Source organism: Corynebacterium sp. NML120713, from assembly GCF_001875735.1.
Taxonomy (GTDB): domain Bacteria; phylum Actinomycetota; class Actinomycetes; order Mycobacteriales; family Mycobacteriaceae; genus Corynebacterium; species Corynebacterium pseudogenitalium.
Genome location: NZ_MLCR01000022.1, coordinates 22,188 through 48,617, shown reverse-complemented (window position 1 = coordinate 48,617; position 26,430 = coordinate 22,188). Strand labels below are relative to the sequence as shown.

Sequence of the window (26,430 nt, the reverse complement as noted above, 5' to 3'; positions counted from 1 at the left end):
TTCTCCTTACGCCCTATTTTGCGGTCTTCTTCTTGCGGCGAGCCATACCGCCGAAGCGCTGGTTGAACTTCTCAACGCGGCCAGCGGTGTCCATGAGACGCTGTGCGCCGGTCCAGAACGGGTGGGACTCAGCGGTCACATCAACGACGATGAGCGGGTACTCGTTGCCGTCTTCCCAGGTATCGGTGCGGTCGGAGGTCTTGGTGGAGCGCGTCAGGAACTTGTGGCCCGTGTTCGCGTCCTGGAAGATTACCGGGTGGTAATCCGGATGGATATCCTTTTTCATATGTGAGTTCGTCTCCCTCAGGATTGATACTTCAGGTCGGTTCCCCGCTTGGGGATCGTGCCTGAGTTGGGTGCGAATGATTCATGTCCGCCCAGCTGTTCACTGGACAACTTTGCACATATTACAGGGTGAATCCGGTTTTACATAATCAAGTTCCACCAACGCCACCGACAAACAACCGGTAGGTGTGCGAAATAGAATTATGCATTTCCTTGCTGGACGTGTATTGTTGACTCTCGCTGTTGTCGAAGTACACGTATACGCCTACGTCAACCGATTACTCAGATACTTTGTCGCGGACCCTCACTCCGCATTTCCGTATCTAACTTTTCAGTGATCAGTGCGTGGGCGGCAGAAGAGAAAGAAGTCAACCCATGTCGGCACATTGCCAGGTCACGGGACGGAAGCCACAGTTCGGCAAGACCGTCTCCCACTCGCACCGCCGCCACTCGCGTCGTTGGAACCCCAACGTACAGAAGCGCCGGTTCTACCTGCCCTCCGAGGGCCGTACCATCACTCTGACCGTTTCCACGAAGGGTCTGAAGGTCATCGACCGCGACGGAATTGAGTCCGTCGTAGCTAAGATCCGTGCACGAGGTGAGAAGATCTAATGGCACGCAACGATATTCGCCCGATCATCAAGCTGAAGAGCACTGCGGGCACAGGTTTCACCTATGTAACCCGTAAGAACAAGCGCAACAACCCAGATCGCATCTCCCTAAAGAAGTACGATCCGGTTGTTCGCAAGCACGTCGAATTCCGCGAGGAGCGATAAGTTATGGCTAAAAAGTCCAAGATCGCCAAGAACGAAAAGCGCAAGGAGATCGTCGCTCGCTACGCTGAGCGTCGTAACGAGCTGAAGGCAATCATCCGCAACCCGGAGACCTCTGACGAGGACCGTCTGGACGCTCAGTTTGAGCTGAACCGCCAGCCTCGCGACGCCTCCCCTGTTCGCGTGCGCAACCGCGACTCCCGCGATGGTCGCCCACGTGGTTACCTCCGTAAGTTCGGTATTTCCCGTGTCCGTATGCGCGAGATGGCTCACCGCGGTGAGCTGCCTGGCGTCCGTAAGTCTTCGTGGTAAGGAGGATGACCAATGAAGCGCAATAATAACCATCGCAAGGCGCGCATGGAGCAGTCCCGCCGCCCGAAGAAGAACCCGTTGAAGGCCAAGGGCATCGAGAAGGTCGACTACAAGGACCTCGACACCCTTCGTCTGTTCATCTCTGATCGTCACAAGATCCGTTCCCGCCGTGTTACCGGTCTTTCCCCACAGCAGCAGCGTGAAGTTGCTACTGCGGTGAAGAACGCACGCGAGATGGCTCTTCTGCCGTTCACCAGCCGCTAAAGTTCGGTTGACGATAACAGCGTAGAGTCTTTCGACGAACTCCCGCCCCTGGTCTCCAGGCGCGGGAGTTTTTTCATGCCCTGTTGAAGCAAACACGCGGCACGACAAAAGGCCCCCACGACCGTGGGGGCCTTCAGTATGTCTCGGGTTAGGCGATACTAGTGCGCAAAGTGGCGCGTACCGGTCACGTACATTGCGACGCCAGCGTCTTCTGCGGCCTTAATGACTTCCTCGTCGCGGATGGAACCACCAGGCTGCACGACGGCACGCACTCCGGCGTCCGCGAGGATCTGGAATCCATCTGCGAATGGGAAGAACGCGTCGGAGGCGGCGACGGCACCGTTGGTACGGTTGCGGCCCTCGTCGAGCGAGTTAGCGCGGTCGACGGCCAGCTTCGCCGAATCGACGCGGTTGACCTGCCCCATGCCGATGCCGACGGTAGCGCCGTCGTGCGCAACGAGGATTGCGTTCGACTTCACGCAGCGTACTGCACGCCACGCGAACACGAGGTCCGACATGGTTGCGTCGTCGACGGCTTCGCCTGCCACTAGCTTCCAGTTTTCTGGGTTATCGCCCTCGGCCTGGAACGCGTCGCGCTCCTGGAGAAGGAAGCCGCCGGAAATCTGCTTGATCTCTTCGGTGTCTTGGCCTGGCTCCACTTCGAGGATGCGAAGGTTCTTCTTGGTCTGCAGCAGCTCGAGCGCATCCGGCGCGTAGGAAGGCGCGATGATGACCTCGGTAAAGATTGGCTTGACCTGCTCGGCAAGCTCGAGCGTGACCTCGCGGTTCGTTGCAATGACGCCGCCGTACGCAGATACAGGATCGCAGGCGTGCGCCTTTCGGTGCGCGTCAGCGATGGATACCTCAGATATTGCGACGCCACACGGGTTGGCGTGCTTGATGATTGCGACGCACGGTTCTTCGTGGTCCCAGGCTGCGCGCCACGCGGCGTCGGCATCCTGGTAGTTGTTGTAGCTCATTTCCTTGCCGCCGTACTGAGTGGCGTCGGCAAGGCCCCAGCCCTCGTTGATGACGCTTGCCGCCTGGTGCGGGTTCTCACCGTAGCGCAGCGCACCGTCCTCGTCGTCGCCGAGCTGCTCCGCAAACCAGTCTGCAACGGCGGCGTCGTACTCTGCGGTGTGCGCGAACGCCGCAGCCGCCAGTTCGCGGCGCTGCTCGAGGGTGAATCCACCCTGCTCAACTGCTTCTTGCGCCAGCTGGTACTGGTCCGGGGAGGTCAGGATCGCCACTGATGGGTGGTTCTTCGCTGCTGCGCGGACCATGGAAGGACCGCCGATGTCGATCTGCTCGACGCATTCATCGAACTCCGCGCCGGACGCAACCGTTTCCTCGAATGGGTACAGGTTGACCACAACGAGCTCGAACGGTGCAACTCCGAGTTCCTCGAGCTGTTGCTTGTGGCTGTCCTTGCGGAGGTCTGCCAGGATGCCTGCGTGCACGTGTGGATGCAGCGTCTTCACGCGGCCTTCAAGTACCTCTGGAAATCCGGTGACTTCCGATACTTCGGTGACGGGCACACCGCTTGCGGCGATCTTTTTAGCAGTCGAACCAGTAGAGACAATTTCCACACCGGCCGAGTGGAGCGCCTTTGCAAGCGGCTCAAGATCGGTCTTGTCGTACACGCTCACGAGCGCTCGACGAATAGGTGTGCGTGCGTTGTTCATTCGAAAGTGACCTTTCCTTCATGTATCGAAGCAGTAGCTAGTAGCTCAGTAACCTGACGGCGCTCTTCTTGCTTAATCCGTTCGTGCAGCGAGGACTCCGTATCCCCTGGCTGCACCAGCACGGGGCGCTGCGCAATGATGCGGCCTGTGTCCATCCCGTCGTCGACAAAGTGGACGGTGCAGCCGGTGACCTTGACGCCGTAAGCGAGGGCGTCGCGCACCGCGTGCGCTCCTGGGAAAGCAGGCAAGAGCGAAGGGTGAGTGTTAATTGTTTTACCTTCGTAGACATCCAAGAATGGGCGCCCCAAAATGCGCATAAACCCTGCGGAAACAACAAGGTCCGGGCTGCAACTAGAGACGGTTTCCGCAAGGTGGGCATTCCACGCGTCGCGGTCCTTTTCCATTTCTACGATTGCAGTCGGGATGCCTGCGTTCTTCGCCCTCTCGATTGCCGGACACACTTGGTCCGCAACAACTAGGTCAACACGGTATGCACAAGGGTGGGCGTCCTGGTAGTCCATAATCGCCCGCAAGAGCGTTCCAGTACCAGAAACAAGGACGGCCACAGATAAAGCTTTATCAGCACTCACGGTTCATCAGTGTAGTCATTCTTCTTCCGCGTGTGAGCGGTTCAAGAAAGTTCGCACAAAGCGCACAAGCCACACCAATCCGCCCACGCCGACGGTCCATATAAAGAGGAAAAGCACTGCGGAAGCTAGGTCAGCGCCAACGACGCCGTACGCCCCCGCGTGCCCACGCGCGAGTAGGAGACAGACGGCGAACATCGCTGCACTCCACGAGCCAATGGCGGCGACTTCTACCATCGTTGACGTCCGCCGCACGAAGAACGCGCACAGGATGGTCACGGGCACGGCGAGGAGGACGGCTGCCCACGGCGCGACTGTCGCAGGGATTGCCGCAAAGAGAGGGAACGGGGGCAGGGGGACGGAGAGGACGTCGAAAAGCGACACTTCCCCACTGCCGACGTGGAAGGATCCGCCGAGAAGCACTGCGAGCGTGCCCAGGACAGCATTCGGAAGGTACAAGATGCTCAGGAGCATCAGCATGATGGCGCTCCCCCACCCGGAGTTGGGGTATGCCGCGTAGGCTTCGCCAATGCTCTGGTAGCGCGCGGCGAGCACGAGGAGCAGCACAAGTCCGCACCCCGCGCATAGAAAGAGGAGAAGCAGGCTCGCAGCGCGGGCCGTATCGACGGCCACCACCGGCACACGGACCGTGGTGGCGAGGGCCTGCCAGAGCACATGCCGAATGCCAAAGAGGAAGCCGATGAGATGGATACAAGGCGGTAGCACTAGCGCTTGCCATGCGGGTGGTGGCTCTATCGCGAAGACTGCGGAGGCGTCAGACACCATGAACAGCGCCATCGCGCTTGCGAGTAGCGGCAGCACAATCACCAGCCCAGCGATCACCGCGAGATCCAAGATGCTGACCTGCTTCGCAGTTGCGGCACGTACTCGCCACGCCATGAGGGCCACGATCCCAATGGCTGGAAGCAGCGGCACCTGAGACAAGTACACCCCGTCGATCGTGAAGGATACGCCGTGAAGGGCAAACCATGTTTGCCCGATTGCGGCGGGCAGGTACGCAGTCTTCCATCCACCAATCAGGAGCGTCGCGGCGCAGACTGCAACGATGCCAAGGATGACATCGAGCGTCGGGATACCTATATAAGGGAGGTACGTCCGAATACGCGTCTTCCAGGTGCGCTCCTCCGGCGGAACGGTGTCGGCATCAGGCTTTCTTTTCGACGCCCACTTCGCACCGCGCCGTGCATTACTCAGGAAACCGCGACCGCTGCCCCGCGAGGAGCGGTCCACCGGTGATGATTGAGGTCTTGTTTTCTTCGACATTGCGCCTTATATTGCCATTGGTTGACCGTTTTCTGCCGTTCGACACTACCGCATTCCACTCACTGCCTGGCGTTTTAGGCGATGTAACGTAATACGCAAAGAAAACGATTAAGAAATACTCAGGTTATAGCTTGCCTTAGCGCATTCGATTCATTACAGTTACCTCTCGTAGATAACAGGAAGGTTACAAACGTTACAGTTCTGTAACCAACGGGAAGTCTAAAGAGGGTCCATGCTCCACTCAACGAAATCAGCTGGCAAGCACCGCAAGCAGTCCCCTAACAAGGGTCGCGTCGCAATGGTTGCCGTTGCCACTGGCGCCGTCTCCACCGCCGGACTCTCTGGCGCTGCCGCAGCTGCGCTTCAGGGCGATGGCACCCAGCAAGCTGACAGCTACACCCTCGCCGCAGACACCGACCAGCTCACGGCACTGACCGATGAGGCTGCGCCACAGATCCTCGCTATCGCGGAATACAAGCCGGTTGAAAACCTTGCGGATCAGCTCGTGAAGGCAGTCGCACATTCCGAGGAGGTCGCACGCGCCGATGAAGCCGCTCGCGCACCGCTGGTTGTGAAGCCAGCTGAGGGTGTGTTCACCTCCGGTTTCGGCCCACGCTGGGGCTCTTTCCACTCTGGCGTCGACATCGCCAACGTGAATGGCACCCCAATCCTGGCCGTCATGGACGGCACCGTCATCGACTCCGGCCCGGCACAGGGCTACGGTAATTGGATCCGCATCCGACACGAGGATGGCTCTGTCTCCGTATACGGCCACATGGATTCCCTCTACGCAACCGTTGGCCAGGTTGTGCACGCCGGAGAACTCATCGCAGGTATGGGTAGCCAGGGCTTCTCGACAGGTTCCCACCTACACTTCGAGATTCATCCCGACGGCAACACCCCTGTTGACCCGGCGACGTGGCTCGCAGAGCGAGGTATTCAGCTCTAACCCCAAGGCTTCAAACCGTCGTGACTCGTACATGAGTTGCGACGGTTTTTCTTTTTCGACACACCAGCCGGGGGGTACCGTCACCTACCCCCGCCATAAACCACATTGGCACCATTGTTCCCATCTGTCACATTCGTCACGGGCGCCCAGCCAGCGAGTTTGCGGTTATTCTAGAAGCATTCGAACATACTTTTCCCTCCCTACCTGCAGTTACGCATTGCTAAGCCCACGGGAGGTGACTAAGTTTTTTCGCTGTATGTGGCTGCAGCGTGGCCACCCGGATTTTTTAGAAAAGGTTGCTTCTCCGTATGAATCGCACAGTACTTTCGGCACTTGCCGTCGCGACTGCGTCCATGCTCACTCTCACCGCTTCCCCTGCGAACGCTGTAGGTCTCACGCTGAACGGCGCTCCGATTGACCACAATCAGGCCGTGAAGGCCGTTGCGCAAGCAGCAGACACGATTCTGGATAGCGGTGCAACCCTGCGCGTCGGAGACTACTCACTCGTGTACGACCCGCGCGTCATTCAGGAAAACCTCGGTCTCTCCTTCCAGCAGGAAGGTGCGAACGGTGGCGTCCGCTACCAGCGTGGCCGCACCGCCGATGGCCGCACGGTCGTCACCCCGGCAACGGGGACGTTTACGTCCGGGTTCGGCCCACGCTGGGGCACAGTCCACCAGGGAATCGACATCGCGAACAACCTCGGCTCCCCGATCTACGCCGTGATGGATGGCACCGTCATCAACGCCGGTCCGGCCCAGGGCTTCGGCAACTGGGTCGTAATCAAGCACGACGGCGGCGAGGTCTCCGTTTACGGCCACATGGCGGTCTACAACGTCAGCGTCGGCCAACGCGTGACGGCCGGCCAGCAGATCGCGCAGATCGGCAACGAAGGCTTCTCCACCGGGCCGCACCTCCACTTCGAGATCCACCCAGATGGCGTGACACCAGTAGACCCCGTGCCGTGGTTCGCGCAGGCCGGTATCCGCATCCAGTAGCTAGAGCTTTTCCATCGGGACTCCGCCGATCAGCATCAGGCGGACTGTCCCGGAGGAACCAAAGTCAATCGTCACGGTTTCTCGCACTCCCGCGCCATCAACGGCCAGTACGGTACCCAGGCCGTACTTTGCATGGTTGACCCGGTCCCCGACCGCTAGCTGCAGGTCCTTGTTCACCTTGGTCCTGCTGCTACCGCCGCGCGACTGCGACCGCCCAAATCCGTTGCTACGGCTCCGGCCACCAGTGGACCACGGTGAGTGCGAAGAGCCCGAAGAATACGTGGGCTCCTCACGCTTCCAATCGATGAGTTCCTGCGGAATCTCCCCAAGGAATCGGCTCGCCGGGTTTGTCACCGGGCTCCCCCATGAGGACCGCACCATCGCGCGCGTCAGGTAAAGGCGCTTGCGCGCACGGGTGATGCCGACATACGCCAGGCGACGCTCTTCGGCGAGCTCCGCCGGATCCCCCAAGGCGCGCAGGTGCGGGAACTGCCCGTCTTCCCACCCGGTCACAAACACGACGGGGAACTCAAGACCCTTTGCGGTGTGCAGCGTCATCAACGTGACTACGCCCTGATCGTTCTCAGGAAGCTGATCCGCGTCAGCGACGAGCGCCACCTTCTCCAGGAAGGCTTGCAGGGTTCCTGGCAGCGGTTCGCCCTCGTCGAAGATCTCCGAAATTTCCTCGTCGCTGAGGTACGCCAGCTGCAGTGCAGACTCCGAGGAATACTCGCGCGCGACCGACACCAACTCATTCAGGTTGTCCAAGCGCGTGGCATCCTGCGGGTCGTTCGACTGCTCCAACTGCGCTTTGTACCCGGTGACGTCCAGAATCGTGGAGACCAGCTCCCCGAGGTCAGTGTTGCCAGCCTCTTCTCGCTGGTCCGCTGCCATTTCCTCGCGCAATTCATCCATCATGGTGACAAAACCATTGATGGCATTCTTCGCGCGCGTACCCAGTGCGTCAATGCCGCCGTCGGCCGCCACCCGCAACGCTTGGCCGAAGCTCACCGAGTAGGTCTGCGCGTACAGCGCCACCGTGGACTGCGCCTTGTCCCCGATGGCACGCTTTGGCTCGTTAATAATCCTGCGCAGGCTGACCGTATCGTCCGGGTTTTCTAGCGCCTTGAGGTAGGCCACGATATCGCGAACCTCTTTGCGCTCATAGAAGCGCGTGCCGCCTACCACCTTGTACGGGATCCCGGTGCGAATGAAGATGTCTTCCAACGCACGCGAAGCGTTGTTGGTGCGGTACATGATCGCGATGTCGGAGTAGGGCACTCCACTGTCTGTGAGCCGGTCGATCTCGCCAGCGATAAACCGAGCCTCGTCGTGCTCGTTGTCCGCGACGTAGCCGACGATCTGGTCGCCGGTGCCGTGGTCCGTCCACAGCTTCTTCGGGCGCCGCCCGGTGTTCTGGGAAATCACCGCGTTGGCAGCGTCCAAGATGGTTTGCGTCGAGCGGTAGTTCTGCTCCAGCACGATGGTGGTTGCGTCGGGGTAGTCGCGCTCAAACTCCTCGATGTTGCGGATCGTCGCGCCACGGAACGCGTAAATCGACTGGTCGGAGTCGCCAACTACGGCAAGCTCAGAAGCCTCAGGCCCCTTGCCCACCAGGGTGTGGATGAGTTCGTACTGCGCATGGTTCGTGTCCTGGTACTCGTCCACGAGTACGTGGCGGAAGCGGCGTCGATAATAATCCGCAACCTGCGGGTGCTCCTTAAAAATCCGCACGACCTCCCCGATGAGGTCGTCGAAGTCGACAGCGTTTGCCGAGCGCAGGCGGCGCTGGTACTCAGCAAACACCTTGGCAACAGTGGAGTCGAATGGGTTGTGGGTGCGCTGCGCGTCATCGGCCGCCTGCTGCTCGTCGATGAGCTCGTTCTTGAGGTTCGAGATCGCGTTCGCGAGCACCCGGGGTGAAAACTTCTTCAGGTCGAGATTGTTCTCTTTAGCAATCATCGAGAGCAGCCGGCGGGAATCGTCGGCATCATAGATACTGAAGTTCGTGTTCAGCCCGGGGACGAGTTGGGCCTGCTGGCGAAGGATCCGCACGCAGATCGAGTGAAAGGTTGCCACCCACATCCGCTCGGTCTGCGGCCCGATCAGCGCAGCGACGCGCTCTTTCATCTCCGCGGCAGCCTTGTTTGTAAATGTAATCGCCAGGACCTGCCAGGGCGCGACGCCTCGCTCCTGCAGTAGGAATGCGATGCGCCTGGTCAGCACTGCGGTTTTGCCGGACCCAGCGCCCGCGACAATCAGAAGAGGCGAGCCGCTGTGGCGCACGGCGGCTTCCTGTTGGGGGTTGAGTCCTAGCGTCAGATCATTCATGTCACACACCCTAACTCACACCCCGGACACAACCGCTGGAGCAGTGGCATAATGAGCAACCATGAGTGACTTCGAAATCCGCATGCCGTCCGGGACGGACGATCCGCTCTCCGATGCGGAGATCCAGCAGTACCGCAAAGAGATTGACCGCCTCGACCGTGTGATTTTGGACGCGATTAAGCGTCGCACCAAGGTGTCGAAGGCGATCGGCAAGACGCGGATGGGGTCAGGCGGCACAAAGCTTGTGCACACCCGCGAGGTCGCGATCATTAACCAATTCCGCGATGAGCTTGGGGAGGAAGGCCCGGCGCTGGCAAATATCTTGCTGCGCCTGGGACGCGGAAAGCTGGGCTAGCCCCAACAACGCACTCCCCAACTTTCGTAGTACCATATCAAGGCAGACAACCATCCGTTTCAAGGAGGAACTATGTCCGATATCACCGCCACGCCAGCCTGGTCTAACTTGGAGAAGCTCCACGCCTCCAAGGCTGATACGACCCTGCGCGAGCTCTTCGACCGCGACGCAGACCGCGCGAAGAAGCTCACCTTCGACGCAGCAGGGCTGCACGTTGACCTTTCCAAGCAGCTTATCGACGCCGACGTCGTCGATGCGCTCGTCTCCCTCGCAGAAACCGCACAGCTTCGCACCAAGATCGACGCGATGTTCGCGGGCGAGCACATCAACGACACCGAGGACCGCGCGGTGCTGCACACGGCGCTGCGCCTTCCGGTAGAGGCCAACCTTGAGGTCGACGGCCAAGACGTAGCGGCGGACGTGCATGAGGTGCTGGGCCGGATGCGTGACTTCGCATCGGCGCTTCGCTCCGGCGAATGGCTGGGCCACACCGGACACACCATTAAGAAGATCGTCAACATTGGTATTGGTGGTTCGGACCTGGGACCTGCGATGGCAACCAAGGCACTGCGCGCCTACGCAACCGCGGGCATTACCGCAGAGTTCGTCTCCAACGTCGACCCGGCGGACATCGCCGCAGTCCTCGACCGTTGCAACCCTGAAGAGACGCTGTTCGTCATCGCATCGAAGACGTTCACCACCCAGGAGACCCTAACCAACGCACACGTGGCGAAGCGCTGGCTCATCGAGCAGTTCGACGGCGACGCCTCCGCTGTGGCGAAGCACTTCGTCGCAGTGTCTACGAACGCGGAAAAGGTCGCCGAGTTCGGCATCGATACCGCGAACATGTTCCCGTTCTGGAACTGGGTCGGCGGCCGCTACTCCATGGACTCCGCGATTGGCCTGAGCCTGATGGCCGTCATCGGACCGATGGACTTCATGCGCATGCTCGAGGGCTTCCACGCCATGGATGAGCACTTCCGCACCACCGAGTTCTCCCAGAACGTGCCGGTGCTGATGGGCCTGCTCAACGTCTGGTACCGCAACTTCTACAACGCCGAGACGCACGCCGTCCTGCCGTACTCCGAGGACCTTTCTCGCTTCCCTGCCTACCTGCAGCAGCTGACCATGGAGTCCAACGGCAAGTCCGTGCGCCACGACGGCACCGCGGTGACCTACAACACCGGCGAGATTTTCTGGGGCGAGCCAGGCACGAACGGCCAGCACGCGTTCTTCCAGCTGCTGCACCAAGGCACCTCGCTCGTGCCGGCGGACTTCATCGGCTTCGCCACCCCGAAGGAAGACTTCCCGACCATGACCGGCGAAGGCTCCATGCACGACCTGCTGATGGGCAACTTCTTCGCACAGACGAAGGTGCTCGCGTTCGGCAAGGACCAGGCCGCCATCGAGGCCGAGGGTGTCGACGCCACGCTGGCCCCGCACAAGGTCATGCCAGGCAACCGTCCAACGACGACCATCCTGGCCGAGGAGCTGACCCCGTTCACGCTCGGCGCGCTCATCGCTCTCTACGAGCACATCGTGTTCACCGAGGGTGTGATTTGGGACATCAACTCGTTTGACCAGTGGGGCGTCGAGCTCGGCAAGCAGCAGGCAAACGACCTGGCCAAGGCCGTCGCGGGCGAGGAAACCCCAGCAACCGGCGATGCCTCCACCGACGCACTGATTGGCTGGTACCGCGAAAACCGTCGCTAGCGCTTGGTGCATCACTCCTTAGTAGGGCAAGATAGGCAGTTGTTTTACCTACAACTAAGGAGTGAACGTGCAAGCCATCATCGACTGGATCGTCAACCTGATGGAGCTTCTCGGCGCCCCCGGCGTCGGGATAGCGATTTTCTTGGAGAACGTCTTCCCACCGATCCCCTCCGAGGTAGTGCTGCCGCTGGCCGGCTTCACGGTCGCGCAGGGCTCGCTGAGCTACCTGGCGGTGTTCATCTGGTCGGTGATGGGGTCCGTCGCGGGCGCGTTTTTCCTTTACGGCCTCGGTGCCTGGCTGGGCGCCGAGCGCCTGCGCGCGATCGCTGACTGGATGTGGTTGGTGAAGGCGTCGGACGTCGATAAGTCCCTCGAGTGGTTTGATAAGCACGGCCGATCCTCGGTCTTCTTCGGCCGCCTGATTCCGGGGGTGCGCTCCCTCATCTCGATTCCTGCAGGCCTGGACCGCATGAACCTCGCGATGTTCGCCCTGTGGACCGGGCTCGGCTCCGCAATCTGGAACGCAATCCTGATCACGCTCGGCATGTACCTCGGCGAAAGCTGGGAGACGGTCTCCCATTACGTGGATACGTACTCGACCGTGGTCTACGTCCTGCTGATCCTGATCATGCTCGGCTTCCTGGCGTACTTCATTCGCCGCTCCATGAAGGAGAAGGCGGCTGGCACTGAGGGCACCACCAAATAACTCGTTCTAAGTCGCCCGCTCCCCCGAGGAATCCTTTCTCGATGAGCGTGCCGCACCGCCGACACGGCTTGTTGTTCCTTCCAAATACGTAGCTGGTCTCCCCGGCGCGTTTGATCCCCGTGGTCACTCGCACCGGGGAGTCTTTGTTTGCCCACATGAGGCGCCGCGCGATCGCCACATGCTTTTCGACGTCCACCTCCCCCACCTTGCGTGCCGGATGCGTACCAGCGATGAAGTGAATTTCTGCGCGGTACTCATTGCCGATGCCCGCGACGAAACGCTGGTTGAGCAGCGCGCGCCCCATCTCGAGGTGCGGGTGCTCGCTGATCCTACGCACGACCTCTTCCTGGTCGAAGTCGCGTACCAGCATGTCCGGGCCCAGGTAGCCCATCCGCTGCGGGTAGTCGCGCGCGGGGAACACCTCAACGAGGCCTAACGAATGCCCGACGAGCTCGATATCAGGCTTCGGCGCGTCCGCGAGGCGCAGCACCACCCGGGCGGTGTGGCCGGGCTTGCGCCAGCGGGTGCCCGCACGATGGATCGCCCATGTGCCTTCCATTTTTAGGTGCGTGTGTAGCACTTGTGATTCGTGGCCTTCGCGGGAAAACTCCATGAAGAGGTGCTTGCCGTAGGGCCAGACGCGCTCGCAGGTCATGCCGGTGAAATCGACGGTGGCGAAGCGCGGCACGCGGATGCTCGTGGCAGTGACCTCACGGTGTTGCATCCACTGCAGGCGATTTGACAGCTGATAGACGGAATCCCCTTCAGGCATAGTGGTATCCATGTTCCGCTTCTTACAAAACCTTTTCAACTACGGCCCCACGCCAGAGGAGTCGCTCGTCGGGTTCTTCCCCGACATGGATGCCGCCACCGAGTGGGCGCGGGGTGTGCTGGCAGAGACCGGCACCGACCCCGAAGCCGAGTTTGTTCGCGCCGTGAAAGACGTGCGCGTGGCGAACCCGCGCATCGGCCTGGCCGCGGCAGCACACCTGGTCAAGCAACTGCTTTAGAATCTTTGTTCGAATCTCATTTTTTCATGTCTGACACGTCTGTATAGTCGCCCTTAGCTACTTGAAGGAGGGGACATGAACGACGTGACCAAGCTCGTTGACCAGGTCATTAACGGCCTGGATCAGCTGCGCACGCTTTTCGACGACCCCTCCTCCCTCCGCCTTTCCGCCATCGCCGAAGACATCGCACGCCTCGAACACGCGATGGACAAGAAGGCCTACATCGATGCCGCCTTCGCGCAGGTCTGCGCTATCGCCGACGCCGGCAAACTCGTCGGCGCCAACTACCCGGATACCTACCTCATGGAGAAGTTGGGCATCTCCAAGGGTGAGGCATATAACCGGCTCGCGCGCGCCAAAGCGATGTTCGCTCCGGTGACGGAGCCGGACCGTGGCGGCCTGCTCGATGTGGAGGAGGCGGAGCGCCGTCGCAAAGACCAAGAGCATGCTCGCCGCCACGCCGACGCGGTTCCCGCGGCCAAACAGGACATCATCCGACGTGAAACCGACAGGCTGCTCAAGGCCGCCGAGGGCGAGCACATGAGCATCTACGCCCACGCCATGGAGGAAGCGAAGACCCGAGACGAGCAGGACCTTCGCCTCACGGTCAAGCGCCTCGTGGATAAGGCGAACCGGCCACACGCGAAGAAGAACCCCAACGCGGGCTTTGAGAAGCGCGAGGCCACGCTCGGCAAGGAAAACTCCGATGGCACCTATTACGTGCGCCTGAACATGACAGCAGGCGATTACGCGCTCTACAAGGCGCTGACTGACAAGGGGCTTGCGCCACACTCCAACATCCCGCCCGAACACCAGCAGGACCGCGACCCCCGCACCCGTGGCCAGCGCCGCTACGACCAGTTCATGGCCATCATGCGCCAATACGAGCACGGCGAGCAGGCCACTCACGGTGGCGCAGCCTCCGTGGTGGTCTCAGTGACTCTCGACGACCTCGCCGACGCCGACGCCACCACACTGTTCCAAACCAACGTCGGCGTGGAGCTGGACGCCTTCGAACTCGTGCGCCTCGGTTTGGATGGCACGTCTGACTTCCTGCTCACCGTCGACGGACTCACCGGCGTGCCGCTGCATCTGGGCAGGTCCAAGCGGCTCGCCTCTGTTGGGCAACGCATCGCCATGTTTGCTATCCAGGGCGTGTGCTCCTGGGCCGGCTGCACCACCGCAATGAGCGAGTGCGAAGCCCACCACATCATTTCCTGGCTGCGCCACGGCGGAACCGACATCACCAACCTCACCGGCCTGTGCCCCACCCACCACCGGTGCAACAACGACCACCGGGACGGCTCCTTCAACAAGGGCTACATGGACTACGACTCCACCACCGGCACCGCGTTGTTGGTCAAGGCCGACGGCACCCGCCACACCAACACCTCGGACCCCGCCATGCACTCGGCGGTGAATCGGATCCGGAACAAACGGGCGATGCGGGCAGGGCCACCGGGGACTACTCACCGGCCGGTGCCTCGCGTGATACTGCGACCCTAAACCCAGCCGAAACACTAATCGTCGAAGGAGAGCCCGTCCAGATCCCCTAGGGCCTCCGTCATGCTGCGCCCGCGCCGCTTCGGGGGCGCGGCCTGCTTGCCTCCGATTCTTACGCCCTTGTGCGTCACCGCCACGCCAAGATCGCGGAGCCGGAACGCGGGCTCGCCGTTGACGGTTTCGACGTTGAGCGGGCGCATCCTCCCGGCGGCGACGGCATCCGATAGTGCGTCGATAACAAGTGGTAGCGGATCTTCGATGCCTTCCGGGAAGGTCTCGAAGAAGGTAGTGAGCTTCTTGCCACCACGGGTGACGTGGGCCGCCAACAGCCCGTCCACCAGCACCACCATCGCGCCTGCCGATCTGGTCGGCCCGGTCGCGGGCCACGGCAGCGCGGCCCCGTAGGGGTTGGCCGGGTCGGTCGCGGCGAGCACGTACACCTTTGGTTCACGCGCTCCAGAGGGCCAACCGGCGACGTCGTCGCTGTCCTGCTGGCCACGCAGCCGATCAATCGTCGCAGGAGTGGAGAACTGCGCCGCGCCAAGCCCCTCGATGAGGTAGCCGCGCAGCGCCTTGCCGGAGTCCTCGAACCCGGAGAGCACCTTGTACGCCAGCGCGAAGCCTCCGATGACGTTTTCGGCGACGACGGCGCCCTTCGTCACCACCCCGTACCGGTCTAGCCACGCCTCCCCAAGCGCGAGCGAGCGCCGGGTCGGGTCGGTGTCGGGCTGCGGGGTGGCGGCCCAGCGTCCCACCATGTCTGGCGGGGCGGTTTGCGTAAACGAGGTCCTCCCGGAACGGATGCGGGAACGGGACGGCCGCCGCTTCGCGCGGTACGCGGCCTTACCACCCGCAAGGCGTGCGCGCAGCGGCGCGAAGGAATCCGGTGAAACGTGGCCGGCCTCGACGAGGTCCCACATGGATTCTCGTAGCTCCTCAGAAGTCGTCGCTGGCGTGAGCAGGTCGCTGAACAGGTAGCCGCCACCTGCTGCGAGCGTGTCCATGATGTGCTGCTGCGTGAGCGACAGCAACGGCGGGTCGACCTGCGGCATGAGCTGCGCGGCGTAGTCGCTCGGCAGCAGCATGATCCACGGATCGTTCGCCCCCGCCGACCCGGCGCCCACAATGATGACCTCGCCGGAGGCAGTCAGCTCATCCAACATGATCGGCGAGTAGTCCCCCACCCGCGACGGCAAGATGTGGGACTCCCACGCAGAGGCCGGCAGCCGCACGCCCGCGAGCTGCTCGATGACGGAGTACACCCCGTCGGCGCCGCGTAAGGGAGGCACCGTTCCCGCCGCGGCGACGTTACTCCACGCTGGCAGGAAACGCCCGTACGCCGACGAAGACACCGGCCGGGCCTGCGCCCGCGCGACCGCCAAGGAGCGGGAGCGGATCACGCGCAGGACCTCGTGCGCGACGTATTCCTGGTCGTCAACGCCTTGGCGGAAGCGCCCCTCGATGACGGAGTTGGCGTCGACAAGCGGTTGGAGCACCGCGTAGGCAGCGCCGAGCGCGAGCCCGAAGGCGTCGGCAAGCGCGCGCAGCGTGAAAGGGCCGCGGGTGCGCACCCAGCGACGCACGAGCTGGGCGAGCGCATCGGGAATGGTGGCCACCTGCGCTGCCACCCCAGGTGGCACCGGCACGCCGAGGCCATCGCGCAGCAGTGGCGCGTCGAGCGCCTGCGCAACGTGTTCCCTGCCGCCGATGCGCACCCGCATCACGCGCGGCCCGAGCGACGCCTCCACCCCCGCGAGCGGCACCGAGGTGTACACCGCGAGCTCGTCCACAGGCACCGGGCCGGTCAGGCGCAGGGTGTCGGCGAACTGTTCCGGCGTTTCGGCGCGGCCGACCCGGCGCAGCGACGCGTCCACCTCAGCGATCACCTCCGCGTCCAACAGCTCGCGCAGCTCCACGGTGCCCAACAGTTTGGCTAGCAGCGACGGGTCCAGCGCGAGTGCCGCCGCCCGCTTCTCCGCGAGCGGAGTGTCACCCTCGTACATGAACGCGCCCGTGTAGTTGAACAGCAGCGAGGAGGCGAACGGGCTCGGCTGCTGCGTGGTCACCTCCGCGATGCGGACCCGGCGCGTCTGCAGGTCACGGATGACTTCTTGCAGGGCAGGCAGGTCGTAGACGTCCTGGAGGCACTCGCGCACCGTTTCCAGGATGATCGGAAACGACGGGTAATTCCGGGCCACATCCAACAACTGCTCGGCGCGCTGGCGCTGCTGCCACAGGGGCGCGCGCTTGCCGGGGTTGCGGCGCGGCAGCAGCAGGGCGCGGGCGGCGCACTCGCGGAACCGGGAGGCGAACAGAGCGGAGTTTCCCACCTGCTCGGTGACGATGTCGGTGATCTCGTCGGCGTCGAATTGGAACAGGGCCCCGGAGGGTTCGTGGTCGCCTTGCGGCAGGCGCAGCACAATGCCGTCGTCGCCGGCCACGGCCTGGGCATCCATCCCGGTCTCCTGCGCGATCCGCCACCCGGCGGCCAGCGCCCACGCGGCGTTCACACCCTTGCCGAACGGCGTGTGCAGCACGACGCGCCAGTCCCCGAGCTCGTCGGTGAAGCGCTCGAGCACAAGCGTCGTCTCGTCCGGCAGCACGCCGGTGGCCTCCTCTTGCTCCTCGAGGTAGGCCCGCAGATTGTCGCGCGCGTACGCATCAAGCGAATTATCGACGCCCGCTCCGCCGCGCACCTCCCTCCTGAACGCGCCGAGCGCCTTGCCGAGTTCGTACGGGCGCCCGACGCCCTCCCCCGACCAAAACGGCAGCCTGCCGGTATGCCCCGGCGCGGGAGAGACCTGTACTTGGTCGCGCGTGATGTTTTCGATGCGCCAGCTCGTCGCCCCGAGCGTGAACACGTCGCCGACGCGGGACTCGTAGACCATTTCCTCGTCGAGCTCACCGACGCGGCGCGGCGCCCCGCCTTCGGCCTCGGAGCCGACGAGGAACACGCCGAACATGCCACGGTCCGGGATGGTGCCGGCGTTGGTGACCGCGACGCGCTGCGCGCCCTGCAACGCCTTGAGCACGGTGCCGTCGAGCCAGGCGCGCGGCTTGAGCTCCGCGAAGTCAGTCGAGGGGTACACGCCGGTGACCAGGTCGATGACGGCGTTGAATACATCCCGGTCGAGGTTGCGGTAGGGCCAGGCGCGGGTGACGGTCTCGTACCAGTCATCAAGCTCGAGGTCCTCAACTGCTACCGCGGCCACCGTCTGTTGGGCGAGCACGTCCAGCGGGGAGCGTGGCGTGCGCAGCTCCTCGATGAGCCCGTCGCGCATCCGCGGCACGGTCACGGCCGTTTGCACCAGGTCGGAGCGGTGCTTCGGATAGAACGAGCCGTGCGAGATCGCGCCCACCGTGTGCCCGGCGCGCCCGACGCGCTGCAGCCCGGAGGCGACCGACGGCGGCGACTCCACCTGGATCACCAGCTCCACCGCCCCCATATCGATGCCGAGTTCCAGCGAGGACGTCGACACGACCGCTTTGAGCGTGCCCTCTTTCAGCATCGTTTCCGTCGTGGCCCGCTCATCTTTGGACACGCTGCCGTGGTGCGCCCGCGCGATCACGGGCGCCGCCTCCCCCGCGAGGTCGACCCCTTTGCCCAGCTGTGCAGGGGGGCGTCGAGTAGCGGGGCTGAGCGCTTCGGGGTCGTGCTCCTTGGCCCACAGCTCGTTGAGCTGGCTGGTGAGCCGCTCCGCTGTGCGTCGCGAGTTCACGAACACGATCGTCGAGCGGTGCGCCATGACCTCCCGGTACACCGATTCCGCGATGTGCGGCCAAATCGACTTCGGCGCCGGTGGCATCAGCGCCGCGGTCTCCCCGCCGAAGTCCAGGGCGTCGTCGACGATGGCATCCCCAATTGTCGACGCCTCCTCCGGCACCGGCAGGTCACTCATATCAGCAACTGGCACCCGCACCGCGAGGTCCCAGCGCTTCTCCCCCGGCGGCTGGATGATCGTCGTACGAGGCCCGAGGAAGTCCGCCACGGCCTCCAGCGGGCGCACCGTCGCAGACAACCCGATGCGCTGAAAGTCCCCCGCGAGGCGGCCGAGCCGCTCCAGCGACAGTGCCAGGTGCACGCCGCGCTTCGTGCCCGCGAGCGCGTGAATCTCGTCCACGATTACGGTGTCCACGGTCCGCAGGATGCCCGCGGCCTTCGACGTCAGCATCAAATACAGCGACTCAGGCGTGGTGATCAGGATGTCCGGCGGCTTGCGCACCTGGCGGGACCGCTCCGCTTGCGGGGTGTCGCCCGAGCGCACCGCCACCGACACGTCCGGCATGTCTATCCCCATGCGCTGCGCCACGCGCCCAATCCCGCCGAGCGGGGCCCGCAGGTTATTTTCGACGTCCACACCAAGGGCCTTCAGCGGCGAGATATATAAGGTGCGCACGCCGCCGTGGCTGCTGGCGTTCGCCCCATCGATTGGCAGGGCCTGTTGCCCGTCGCGCTCCACGAGCGAATTCAACGACCACAAAAAGGCCGCTAACGTCTTACCAGAACCGGTAGGCGCTACCACCAGGGCGTTGCCGCCGTCGGAAATCGCGGCCCACGCCTGCTCCTGCACCGGCGTTGGCGCCTCGAATACTTCTTCAAACCAGGTCGCCACCTGCGGTTTGAAGCGTTCGAGGATTCCTTTGGCCATGCCCGCCAGAATACAGATACTGCAGGCAGGCGAAAAGAAATGGTTCCTTTGGCTGGTTTCGCGCTAAAGTCGAAGCCATGACTGCTCAGTATTCAGACTCTCGGCTGACAAACTTGATTGCGCAAGGCACCGGCGAAATCCTCAAGGGTATTCGCGGTGTTGGCCTTCTCCGCGGACGTGAACTTGGAGAAGCCGGCGACGACCTGGCACAGAACTGGATCGCGCGCGTGCTTGAGCAGCACCGCCCGGGCGATGCATTTCTGTCCGAAGAGGCAGCCGACGACCACTCCCGTCTCAGCAACAACCGCGTCTGGATCGTTGACCCACTCGACGGCACCAAGGAGTTCGCAACCGGCCGCCAGGACTGGGCCGTGCACATCGCGCTCGTCGAAGACGGCGTCCCGACCCACGCGGCGGTAGGTCTGCCGGACCTTGGCGTCGTCTTCAAGTCTTCCGACGTGCGCCACGTCTCGGGGCCGTTCGCAAAGAAGATCGCTATGTCGCGCAACCGCCCGCCGGCGATCGCTCCGTTCGTCGCTGACGCCCTCGGCTTCGAGACCAGCCCGGTCGGCTCCGCAGGCGCGAAGGCAATGCACGTCCTGCTCGGCGACTTCGACGCCTACGTACACGCCGGCGGCCAGTACGAGTGGGACCAGGCAGCACCAGTTGGTGTGTCCATGGCTGCGGGCCTGCACTGCTCGCGCCTCGACGGCTCGCCGCTGAAGTACAACAACAAGGACACCTACATCCCGGACCTGCTCATCTGCCGTCCGGAGCTTGCCGACGACATCCTGGAAGCCTGCGCGAAGTACTACGACGAGCACGGCTCCTTCGAAGGGGTCGTCGCGAAGTGAGCCTGGTGACTCCGTACGAAGACCTCCTGCGCGACGTCCTGGAAAACGGCACCGATAAGGGCGACCGCACCGGCACCGGCACGCGAAGCGTCTTCGGCCGCCAGCTGCGCTACGACCTTTCCGAGTCTTTCCCCCTGCTGACCACCAAGAAGGTGTACTTCAAGGGCGTCGTGGGCGAGCTGCTGTGGTTCCTCCGCGGCGACTCCAACGTGACCTGGCTGCAGGAACACGGCGTGCGCATCTGGAACGAGTGGGCCGACGAAAATGGCGAGCTCGGCCCGGTCTACGGCGTGCAGTGGCGTTCCTGGCCCACCCCCGATGGGCAGCACGTGGACCAGATTTCGCGCGCGCTCGAGCTGTTGAGGGACGACCCCAATTCGCGCCGCAACCTGGTGTCCGCGTGGAACGTCTCCGAGCTCGAGCACATGGCGCTGCTGCCGTGTCACCTGCTGTTCCAGCTGTATGTAGCTGACGGCAAGCTGAGCCTGCAGGTGTACCAGCGCTCCGCCGACATGTTCCTGGGCGTGCCGTTTAACATCGCCTCCTACGCGCTGCTCGCGCACATGTTTGCACAGCAGGCAGGTCTCGAGGTCGGCGAACTCATCTGGACCGGCGGCGACTGCCACATTTACAACAATCACTTCGACCAGGTGCGCGAGCAGCTCTCCCGCGAGCCTCGCCCCTACCCGCAGCTCAAGCTGCGGAAGGCAGAGTCGCTGTTTGACTACGACTTCTCCGACATCGAAGTCGTCGGCTACGACCCGCACCCGACGATCAAAGCGCAGGTGTCCGTCTAATGCTGGGCGCGATCTGGGCCGAAAGCATCGACGGCATCATCGGCGACGGCGTGGGCATGCCCTGGCACCTGCCTGAGGACCTGCGCCACTTCAAGGAGATCACGCTGGGCCACCCGATCATCATGGGGCGCAAGACTTGGGACCACCTCCCCATCAAGCCGCTGCCGGGCAGGACAAACCATGTGTTGTCCTCGCGCGAGCCCGGCGAGTGGTCCGACGGCGCCTTCGTGTCCCGCGACATCCCAGATTTGAAGACGTCCGCCTGGATCATCGGCGGTGGCCAGATTTACGAAGCAACCATCGACGAAGTAGACGTCATTGAACGCACGATCGTCGATGTCCACGTCGCAGACAAGCTCGGAGCGTCCGCCGTCCGCGCGCCCCGCGTCACCGATGACTTCGCTATCGTTTCTGATGGACCGTGGCATACCTCCGCCAATGGCACCCGTTTCAAGCACCAACGCCTCGAAAGGTTAGGCCCAAAATCATGACCACTCCCGAAACCTCTTCCCACGTCACCATCTTCGCAACCGATTGGTGCCCGTTCTGCAAGAAGCTTCGCGAGCGCCTCGACCGTACCGAAACCCCTTACGACGTCGTTGACGTCGAAGCCGAAGGCGCCGAGGACGCCGCCGCGTGGGTCGAGTCCGTCAACGACGGCAACCGCGTCGTCCCCACCGTCCTCTATTCTGACGGCACGCACGCGACCAACCCTGCCGCGTCCGCTGTTCGCGCGAAGCTGCGCGAACTGACCGGCGAAGAGGCCTAGCACCCGGGCAAATAGCGATGCCGTCGCGGGCGCCCGCGACTTTGGCATCACTTCTGTCCTGCGGTACTGTTAGTCGAGTTGCCCCAGTAGCTCAGGGGATAGAGCACGGCTCTCCTAAAGCCGGTGTCGGAGGTTCGAATCCTCTCTGGGGCGCAAAACACCCCCGCGGCCTGCGCAAATAGGCTGCGGGGGTTTCGCATTTCTGCAAAGAACGCGAATGCACTAACTTATCTACCCTCTTTGCGCAAGATTTGGCCGGCCCAGGAACTCCTTGACCACGGTCATCATGTCCGACTTCTTCATGTCCGGCAGGTAACAGTGAATGACTGCTAGCGAGATATTAGCGAGTGACATTTCGTCTTCGTACAGCAGGTACCAGCCTTGGTGCGTCGGGTGGAATTTGTGCTTCGAGGCAGCGAGTGAGCGGAAGCCGTAGAGTGGCTCGATCGTCGCACCGGCCTTATCCAGGATGATTTCTACGAGTGATTCCGGCGCATCCGTTCGAGCCAGCGGCGCTCCGGAGAGGGAGACCCATCCAAGTCCTTGCTCGGCAGCGATGCGGGCGCTTTCCGCGAGAAGGAATTCGATGGCTGGCCGGAACCCGTTCGCGTCGCGGCGCATGAAGTCAAGGGTGTAGCCGACGAGGGCGCCGCCTTCGTAGACGGGCAGCCAGCTCGTCACTGCGTGCAGGCTGCCGTCGTCGCCCACTGCGAGGAGGAGTTTGGTGTCCGGGTCGCGGAGCTCGTCGAGCCCTCCCAAGGTGAAGCCCATTTCTGGAAGTGCTTTATCTGCGACCCATTGTTCTGAGAGCGCGACGATGCGCTCACGCATTTCCACTGGGCTTTCGGCCCAGCTCGTCCACACGGCGCGCACGCCTTCTTTCGCCGCACGGTTGCGCGCGGTTCGGATGTTCTGGAACTTCTTGCCTTTGAACTCGATGTTGTCCGTCAACAACATGGATTCTTCGGCGACGTGGATGCGTCGGAAGTCGGGGCGAGCAAAGGTGCCAGGCACTGAGTACCACGCGACTCTCCAGCCTTGACGTGCGGCAAACTCTTCAAACGCAGTGGCAACGGCTTCTTCCGTCATCGTGCCGCAGTGCACGGGACTTCCGACCGTGACAGCGACGTTGTAGGAGACGCGGTACGCGACGACGCCTTCTCCGTCGCCGAAGTCCGTCCCGCAGAAAAAGTAGCGGTTTCCGTCCCACAGCCCCATCCACGCGAGGTGGTCACCGGACCCATGAACCAAGATCTCCCGCGCCCGCTCGCGGTCCTGCGCGTGCGCTTCGGACGGCGGCGCGGACAGCACCTTAAACAGTGCAATCAGCGCGGTAATCCAGAATATGATTCCCACCCATTCGTAGAAGATCCACGCCACGGAGCTGATGGGGAACGCATGCGTTGGAGCCAGCACAGCTACCACGGGTGGGAGGTACCTGTTCGGCAGCTCAGCAAGCAGCGCGCTTATCGACGCCCCTCCGAGGAAGCCGTCTCGCACAACCCAGGCTCCGCAGGTCCACAGTGCTGCGGTTGCTAACCACGCTCCTCCTATGATCGCAGCGCCACGATACCAGTTGGACGGAACCGTGAACCGGCGGCCAGTGGCAATGAGGACTGCAATGGTGACCAGCCACGGGAGAACGACCAGTATTGTATTCACAGCGGTAGAGCCGTCTGCTCCCCCACCGATTGTTTGCCAGCAGATAACCGCAATGGATCCAACGCTGACGAGGACGGCTGCCCACCATGCCAGTTTCCTGCCATGCACGAGCCCCAGCGCAAGGATGGCTGACAAAACGATAGGCAAGGCGTTCATCAGCAAGGGTCCGAGACCATGCTGACTGTTTACCGCCATCGCTTCCGCGCAGGCAACGGATGTAGCGTCAGCGCACCGCTGGGCTACTAGATGCCCTGCGACTGTCGGCTCCCACATCAGCTTGCTCACTCCTGCGAACGGCCCCTGCGCCGCGGGGTTGATAGCGGTGATGAGTGGGCCGACTGCGACGCTGAGGAACAGAGCAGCCACGAGGACCCGCGATTCACGCAGCGACATCCTCCGCAATGTTCCTGTGCCCACGGAAAGAACACCAGCGACGGTACCTGCGACAACGGCTACCAGTGCGACGACGGCTGAGAGCGAGCCGTCGTAGAGTACAAGGGTCGTCATCATCGCAAGCATCACGAGGCGGAGGCGGCGTCGCCACAGCACGCCCATGAAGGCAGTGGCGAATGCGGCGGGCCCGAAGATCCACGCGACCGGAGACACAAAGGTCTCGTTGGCAAGGTCTGGGCCCCACAGGTTAAAGCCTGCCCGTTCAACGGCGCTGCCAACGATGAAACCTATGGGCAGCGCTACAAATTCGGAAGCCGTCGCCACAACCGCGAAGCGAGCAGAGCCAAGTCGCACCTCGGCTGGAACTGCGAATAGCAGCGCTGCGACAGTGGCCAGGATGAGCCCGACGAGGTTACCTGCGGTCAGCCCTGCGGTGGCCCAGTGCCAAAGGTCGGGATCAACGGGAAGGCGCAATCCGAAAGCCTCCCGCGGGGCCGCACCCGACAATACGCAGGCTAAATACGTGGCCCACGCAATACTCAAGAGGCCGAGCGTGACTGGAACTTTCCTCAAACAGGTGCTGATCAAGTGTTTCATTGAATTCCTCCGCGTTGAGCAACGAAGTCAATGTCTTGGCGCAACGCCACTCGCCACACTTCGAAGCTGTGCCCACCTGGCAGCGAGCGAAATGTGGTGCTCATTCCGGCTTTCTTCGCGAGCTCGTTTTGGTGCGGAAGCGCTGCCATAGCCTCTTGGTCACGCTTGCCGGCGGCAAACCTGCCAGCGATTCCCTTGTAGGTCACAGTCCCGATTGCCTCCTGAAGGAGCGTTTCCGGGTTCACGGATTGGAACGCGGCCTCGTCGCCGCCGAACAGCACGTCGACGGTCCGTTGGTGCCCGCCTAGGTTCGGTTCCGCCTCACCCGAATAGTCGAGGAACGTCCCGTAGGCCGTGGGATCGTTGGTAATCACTTGGAGTGCGCACGTGCCGCCGTAGCTTAACCCACCGATTGCCCACGTGCGTTGGTCTTCCTTCACACGGAAATTGTCCTTGACCAGCTGTGGAATTTGCTGGGCCAGGTAGGTTTGGATTTGCAGATCCGGGCCGTCCACGCACCCGGGATTCCCCGTGGTTGTTCCTGTGCCGTCCGCGCTGACGACAATGGGGGCTACGCCGTCGTGTGCAACTTGGTAGTCGTCGAGCGTCTGTTGCGCCCCGCCTTCGTCAAACCACCGGATTGGGCTGCCGGGGCTTCCCGCGAGCAGCACGAGGACCGGTAGGTGCTCGCCATGCCAGTAGGCGGGCGGAACGTACACAATTGCATCGCGCAGCGGTGGGGCAGGCAGGGTCACTAGGGCGCCCACTTCCCTGCCGTCGAGGGTCGGGGCGGTCGTCGTTTCGCGGAACTGATCCAAATTCATGGACACGGTGACCGGGACCGGGCAGAAGGACCCGAGGGTCGGGTACTGCTCATAAACAAGGTTGACCGCAAGGTACGCCAGCATCAAAGGAATCACTGCGAGCGGGGCGAGGCGCCACCGCCACCGCGGCGCCAAGAAGATGGTCGCCACCACGAACACGGCAGCTGCACAGCTGGCGTAGATGTGCCATGGAATTGCATCCGGGAACGGCTTCGGCCACACCGTGAGCAACAGGTACGCCGCTGCGAGCAGCGCTGCCGCGATTGCGAGTGCAATGCGCCGGTGCTGACGGCCGTACCACAACGCGACAACCACGGAAGCAGCTAAGGAGAGGTAAATTGCCCAGGTCGCGCCTGTGCTGACCACGGATATCGAACGGATTGCATCCACGGCGAGTAGTTTAAGTCGCTATGGCGTTGCTTTCCTACGTGCCACGGATACTTCCTTCCCCTTCAACAGCGAACTCCCAGACAACAGGCCGGGTTGTGGTCGCTCTCCATGGCACTGGCTCCTCCCCTTTTGTCTTCCGCCGCCTTGCACACGAACTGGAAAACATGGGATTGGGTTGATTGCGCCTGGCTACGGCCATCGGGCAACGGCAGGTATCGACGCCTCGTCCCAAGAGATTGCGGCGTTCCTCGACAGCCTGGCTGCGCAGCAGGTCGATGTTGTGGGGCACTCGTATGGCGCGCTGATCGGGCTGAGGGCGGTTCAGTTGAGCGAAATCGCCGCGCGCTGCGGCACGATCGTGGGCCTCGGAGCCTCGTGGCGTGGCACGCACGGCATTGCGCGTCTGTTTCCGCCCCGGCTCGTTCGGGTAGTGGCTGGCGACGCGTTCGTCGAATTAGAGCATTTCCGGGAGGAGCCAGTGGCCCCTTCCGGTACCGAAATCGTCTCTATCGTTTCGGATGCTGACCGCATTGTTCCAGCGTGGTCGTCACGGTGGGGAGACGTAATCGAGGTACCTGGTGTATCGCATGCGGCGCTCCCTTTGCGGACGAATGAGATCCTGGCGGCGCTCAGGGTAGTCCCTTCCGACCACAGCTGAGCAGCAACAACCCTACATTGTTGATACGTCACCAATAATCACCTACACTCGCACCTGCAATCATTATTGATGACACGTCAAC

Annotated in this window: 25 protein-coding genes and 1 tRNA gene; 17 read left to right on the top strand and 9 right to left on the bottom strand. The window is 62.6% G+C overall.

All coding sequences use genetic code 11. The annotated features are described in order from the left end of the window. Positions 1–13 precede the first annotated feature (13 nt). On the bottom strand, positions 14–286 hold the full coding sequence (locus tag BJP06_RS10375) for a type B 50S ribosomal protein L31 (protein ID WP_038589209.1): 273 nt from the start codon (positions 284–286) through the stop codon (positions 14–16). A 374-nt stretch (positions 287–660) separates the two neighbouring features. On the opposite strand from BJP06_RS10375, the gene rpmB reads away from it, so the two are divergent. Genes rpmB through rpsR form a run of 4 tightly spaced genes read left to right on the top strand, consistent with a single transcriptional unit; the run spans position 661 to position 1,634 of the window. Continuing rightward, complete coding sequence (rpmB, locus tag BJP06_RS10370; RefSeq protein ID WP_070362827.1) at positions 661–897, top strand: 50S ribosomal protein L28; 237 nt, start codon at positions 661–663, stop codon at positions 895–897. Next, positions 897–1,061 (top strand): 50S ribosomal protein L33, encoded by a 165-nt coding sequence (rpmG, locus tag BJP06_RS10365; RefSeq protein WP_070362828.1) that lies wholly within the window; start codon positions 897–899, stop codon positions 1,059–1,061. Before rpmB ends, rpmG begins: the two co-directional genes overlap by 1 nt. A 3-nt stretch (positions 1,062–1,064) precedes the next feature. Next, entirely contained in the window at positions 1,065–1,370 is a 306-nt protein-coding gene (gene rpsN, locus BJP06_RS10360) for a 30S ribosomal protein S14 (protein ID WP_070362829.1), read from the top strand. 12 nt (positions 1,371–1,382) lie between these two features. Beyond that, positions 1,383–1,634: a 30S ribosomal protein S18 gene (rpsR, locus tag BJP06_RS10355; protein ID WP_070362830.1), complete on the top strand. Its 252-nt coding sequence runs from the start codon at positions 1,383–1,385 to the stop codon at positions 1,632–1,634. A gap of 158 nt (positions 1,635–1,792) precedes the next feature. On the opposite strand, the gene purH is transcribed toward rpsR, so the two are convergent. Genes purH through BJP06_RS10340 form a run of 3 tightly spaced genes read right to left on the bottom strand, consistent with a single transcriptional unit; the run spans position 1,793 to position 5,190 of the window. After that, the gene (gene purH, locus BJP06_RS10350) at positions 1,793–3,319 is read right to left on the bottom strand and encodes a bifunctional phosphoribosylaminoimidazolecarboxamide formyltransferase/IMP cyclohydrolase (protein WP_071573786.1); all 1,527 of its coding nucleotides are present in this window, start codon (positions 3,317–3,319) and stop codon (positions 1,793–1,795) included. Continuing rightward, a complete protein-coding gene (gene purN / locus BJP06_RS10345) occupies positions 3,316–3,909 on the bottom strand; it encodes a phosphoribosylglycinamide formyltransferase (RefSeq protein ID WP_070479243.1) in 594 nt (197 codons plus the stop codon). The genes purH and purN overlap by 4 nt, the downstream gene beginning before the upstream one ends. 15 nt (positions 3,910–3,924) lie before the next feature. Continuing rightward, on the bottom strand, positions 3,925–5,190 hold the full coding sequence (locus BJP06_RS10340) for a DUF6350 family protein (RefSeq protein ID WP_143110622.1): 1,266 nt from the start codon (positions 5,188–5,190) through the stop codon (positions 3,925–3,927). A gap of 232 nt (positions 5,191–5,422) precedes the next feature. Between BJP06_RS10340 and BJP06_RS10335 the strand changes: the two genes are divergently transcribed. Next, complete coding sequence (locus BJP06_RS10335) at positions 5,423–6,139, top strand: M23 family metallopeptidase (RefSeq protein WP_071573784.1); 717 nt, start codon at positions 5,423–5,425, stop codon at positions 6,137–6,139. A gap of 308 nt (positions 6,140–6,447) precedes the next feature. Continuing rightward, on the top strand, positions 6,448–7,137 hold the full coding sequence (locus tag BJP06_RS10330) for a M23 family metallopeptidase (RefSeq protein WP_070976111.1): 690 nt from the start codon (positions 6,448–6,450) through the stop codon (positions 7,135–7,137). On the opposite strand, the gene pcrA is transcribed toward BJP06_RS10330, so the two are convergent. Further along, positions 7,138–9,468 carry a DNA helicase PcrA gene (gene pcrA / locus BJP06_RS10325; RefSeq protein WP_071573783.1) on the bottom strand — a complete coding sequence of 777 codons (2,331 nt, stop codon included), beginning with the start codon at positions 9,466–9,468 and terminating at the stop codon, positions 7,138–7,140. It abuts the gene before it with no gap. A 61-nt stretch (positions 9,469–9,529) separates the two neighbouring features. Here pcrA and BJP06_RS10320 point away from each other — a divergent pair, with 61 nt between their 5' ends. From BJP06_RS10320 to BJP06_RS10310, 3 genes are all read left to right on the top strand, one after another. Beyond that, complete coding sequence (locus BJP06_RS10320) at positions 9,530–9,823, top strand: chorismate mutase (protein ID WP_070362837.1); 294 nt, start codon at positions 9,530–9,532, stop codon at positions 9,821–9,823. Between the two features lie 72 nt (positions 9,824–9,895). Beyond that, entirely contained in the window at positions 9,896–11,536 is a 1,641-nt protein-coding gene (pgi, locus tag BJP06_RS10315) for a glucose-6-phosphate isomerase (RefSeq protein WP_071573782.1), read from the top strand. A 67-nt stretch (positions 11,537–11,603) separates the two neighbouring features. Further along, positions 11,604–12,242, top strand: a complete 639-nt coding sequence (locus BJP06_RS10310) for a DedA family protein (RefSeq protein ID WP_143000848.1) — start codon at positions 11,604–11,606, stop codon at positions 12,240–12,242. On the opposite strand, the gene BJP06_RS10305 is transcribed toward BJP06_RS10310, so the two are convergent. Next, positions 12,187–13,014 carry a DNA-formamidopyrimidine glycosylase family protein gene (locus tag BJP06_RS10305; RefSeq protein ID WP_071573791.1) on the bottom strand — a complete coding sequence of 276 codons (828 nt, stop codon included), beginning with the start codon at positions 13,012–13,014 and terminating at the stop codon, positions 12,187–12,189. The two genes, BJP06_RS10310 and BJP06_RS10305, sit on opposite strands and share 56 nt — an antisense overlap. A 10-nt stretch (positions 13,015–13,024) precedes the next feature. Here BJP06_RS10305 and BJP06_RS10300 point away from each other — a divergent pair, with 10 nt between their 5' ends. Together BJP06_RS10300 and BJP06_RS10295 are read left to right on the top strand one after the other, a co-directional pair. Continuing rightward, positions 13,025–13,252, top strand: a complete 228-nt coding sequence (locus tag BJP06_RS10300; protein ID WP_070362839.1) for a hypothetical protein — start codon at positions 13,025–13,027, stop codon at positions 13,250–13,252. Between the two features lie 75 nt (positions 13,253–13,327). Next, positions 13,328–14,758: an HNH endonuclease signature motif containing protein gene (locus tag BJP06_RS10295; RefSeq protein ID WP_071573781.1), complete on the top strand. Its 1,431-nt coding sequence runs from the start codon at positions 13,328–13,330 to the stop codon at positions 14,756–14,758. Between the two features lie 14 nt (positions 14,759–14,772). Here BJP06_RS10295 and BJP06_RS10290 read toward each other — a convergent pair whose 3' ends face one another. Beyond that, positions 14,773–19,404, bottom strand: coding sequence for an ATP-dependent helicase (locus BJP06_RS10290; RefSeq protein ID WP_071573780.1), 4,632 nt, complete (start codon positions 19,402–19,404; stop codon positions 14,773–14,775). Between the two features lie 77 nt (positions 19,405–19,481). Here BJP06_RS10290 and BJP06_RS10285 point away from each other — a divergent pair, with 77 nt between their 5' ends. The 5 genes from BJP06_RS10285 (at position 19,482) to BJP06_RS10265 (ending at position 21,977) form a co-directional block, all read left to right on the top strand. Further along, complete coding sequence (locus tag BJP06_RS10285) at positions 19,482–20,258, top strand: 3'(2'),5'-bisphosphate nucleotidase CysQ (protein ID WP_070362842.1); 777 nt, start codon at positions 19,482–19,484, stop codon at positions 20,256–20,258. After that, positions 20,255–21,055: a thymidylate synthase gene (locus tag BJP06_RS10280; protein WP_071573779.1), complete on the top strand. Its 801-nt coding sequence runs from the start codon at positions 20,255–20,257 to the stop codon at positions 21,053–21,055. The genes BJP06_RS10285 and BJP06_RS10280 overlap by 4 nt, the downstream gene beginning before the upstream one ends. Beyond that, positions 21,055–21,546: a dihydrofolate reductase gene (locus BJP06_RS10275; RefSeq protein ID WP_071573778.1), complete on the top strand. Its 492-nt coding sequence runs from the start codon at positions 21,055–21,057 to the stop codon at positions 21,544–21,546. The genes BJP06_RS10280 and BJP06_RS10275 overlap by 1 nt, the downstream gene beginning before the upstream one ends. Beyond that, positions 21,543–21,824: a mycoredoxin gene (locus BJP06_RS10270; RefSeq protein WP_070362845.1), complete on the top strand. Its 282-nt coding sequence runs from the start codon at positions 21,543–21,545 to the stop codon at positions 21,822–21,824. The genes BJP06_RS10275 and BJP06_RS10270 overlap by 4 nt, the downstream gene beginning before the upstream one ends. Positions 21,825–21,904: 80 nt before the next feature. Then, positions 21,905–21,977, top strand: a tRNA-Arg gene (locus BJP06_RS10265). Positions 21,978–22,055: 78 nt separating this feature from the next. On the opposite strand, the gene BJP06_RS10260 is transcribed toward BJP06_RS10265, so the two are convergent. Next, entirely contained in the window at positions 22,056–24,476 is a 2,421-nt protein-coding gene (locus BJP06_RS10260) for a bifunctional lysylphosphatidylglycerol flippase/synthetase MprF (RefSeq protein ID WP_071573777.1), read from the bottom strand. Next, the gene (locus BJP06_RS10255; protein ID WP_071573776.1) at positions 24,473–25,690 is read right to left on the bottom strand and encodes an alpha/beta hydrolase family protein; all 1,218 of its coding nucleotides are present in this window, start codon (positions 25,688–25,690) and stop codon (positions 24,473–24,475) included. The genes BJP06_RS10260 and BJP06_RS10255 overlap by 4 nt, the downstream gene beginning before the upstream one ends. On the opposite strand from BJP06_RS10255, the gene BJP06_RS10250 reads away from it, so the two are divergent. Next, complete coding sequence (locus BJP06_RS10250) at positions 25,656–26,348, top strand: alpha/beta fold hydrolase (RefSeq protein ID WP_369822279.1); 693 nt, start codon at positions 25,656–25,658, stop codon at positions 26,346–26,348. The genes BJP06_RS10255 and BJP06_RS10250 overlap by 35 nt on opposite strands. The last annotated feature ends 82 nt before the right edge of the window (positions 26,349–26,430 follow it).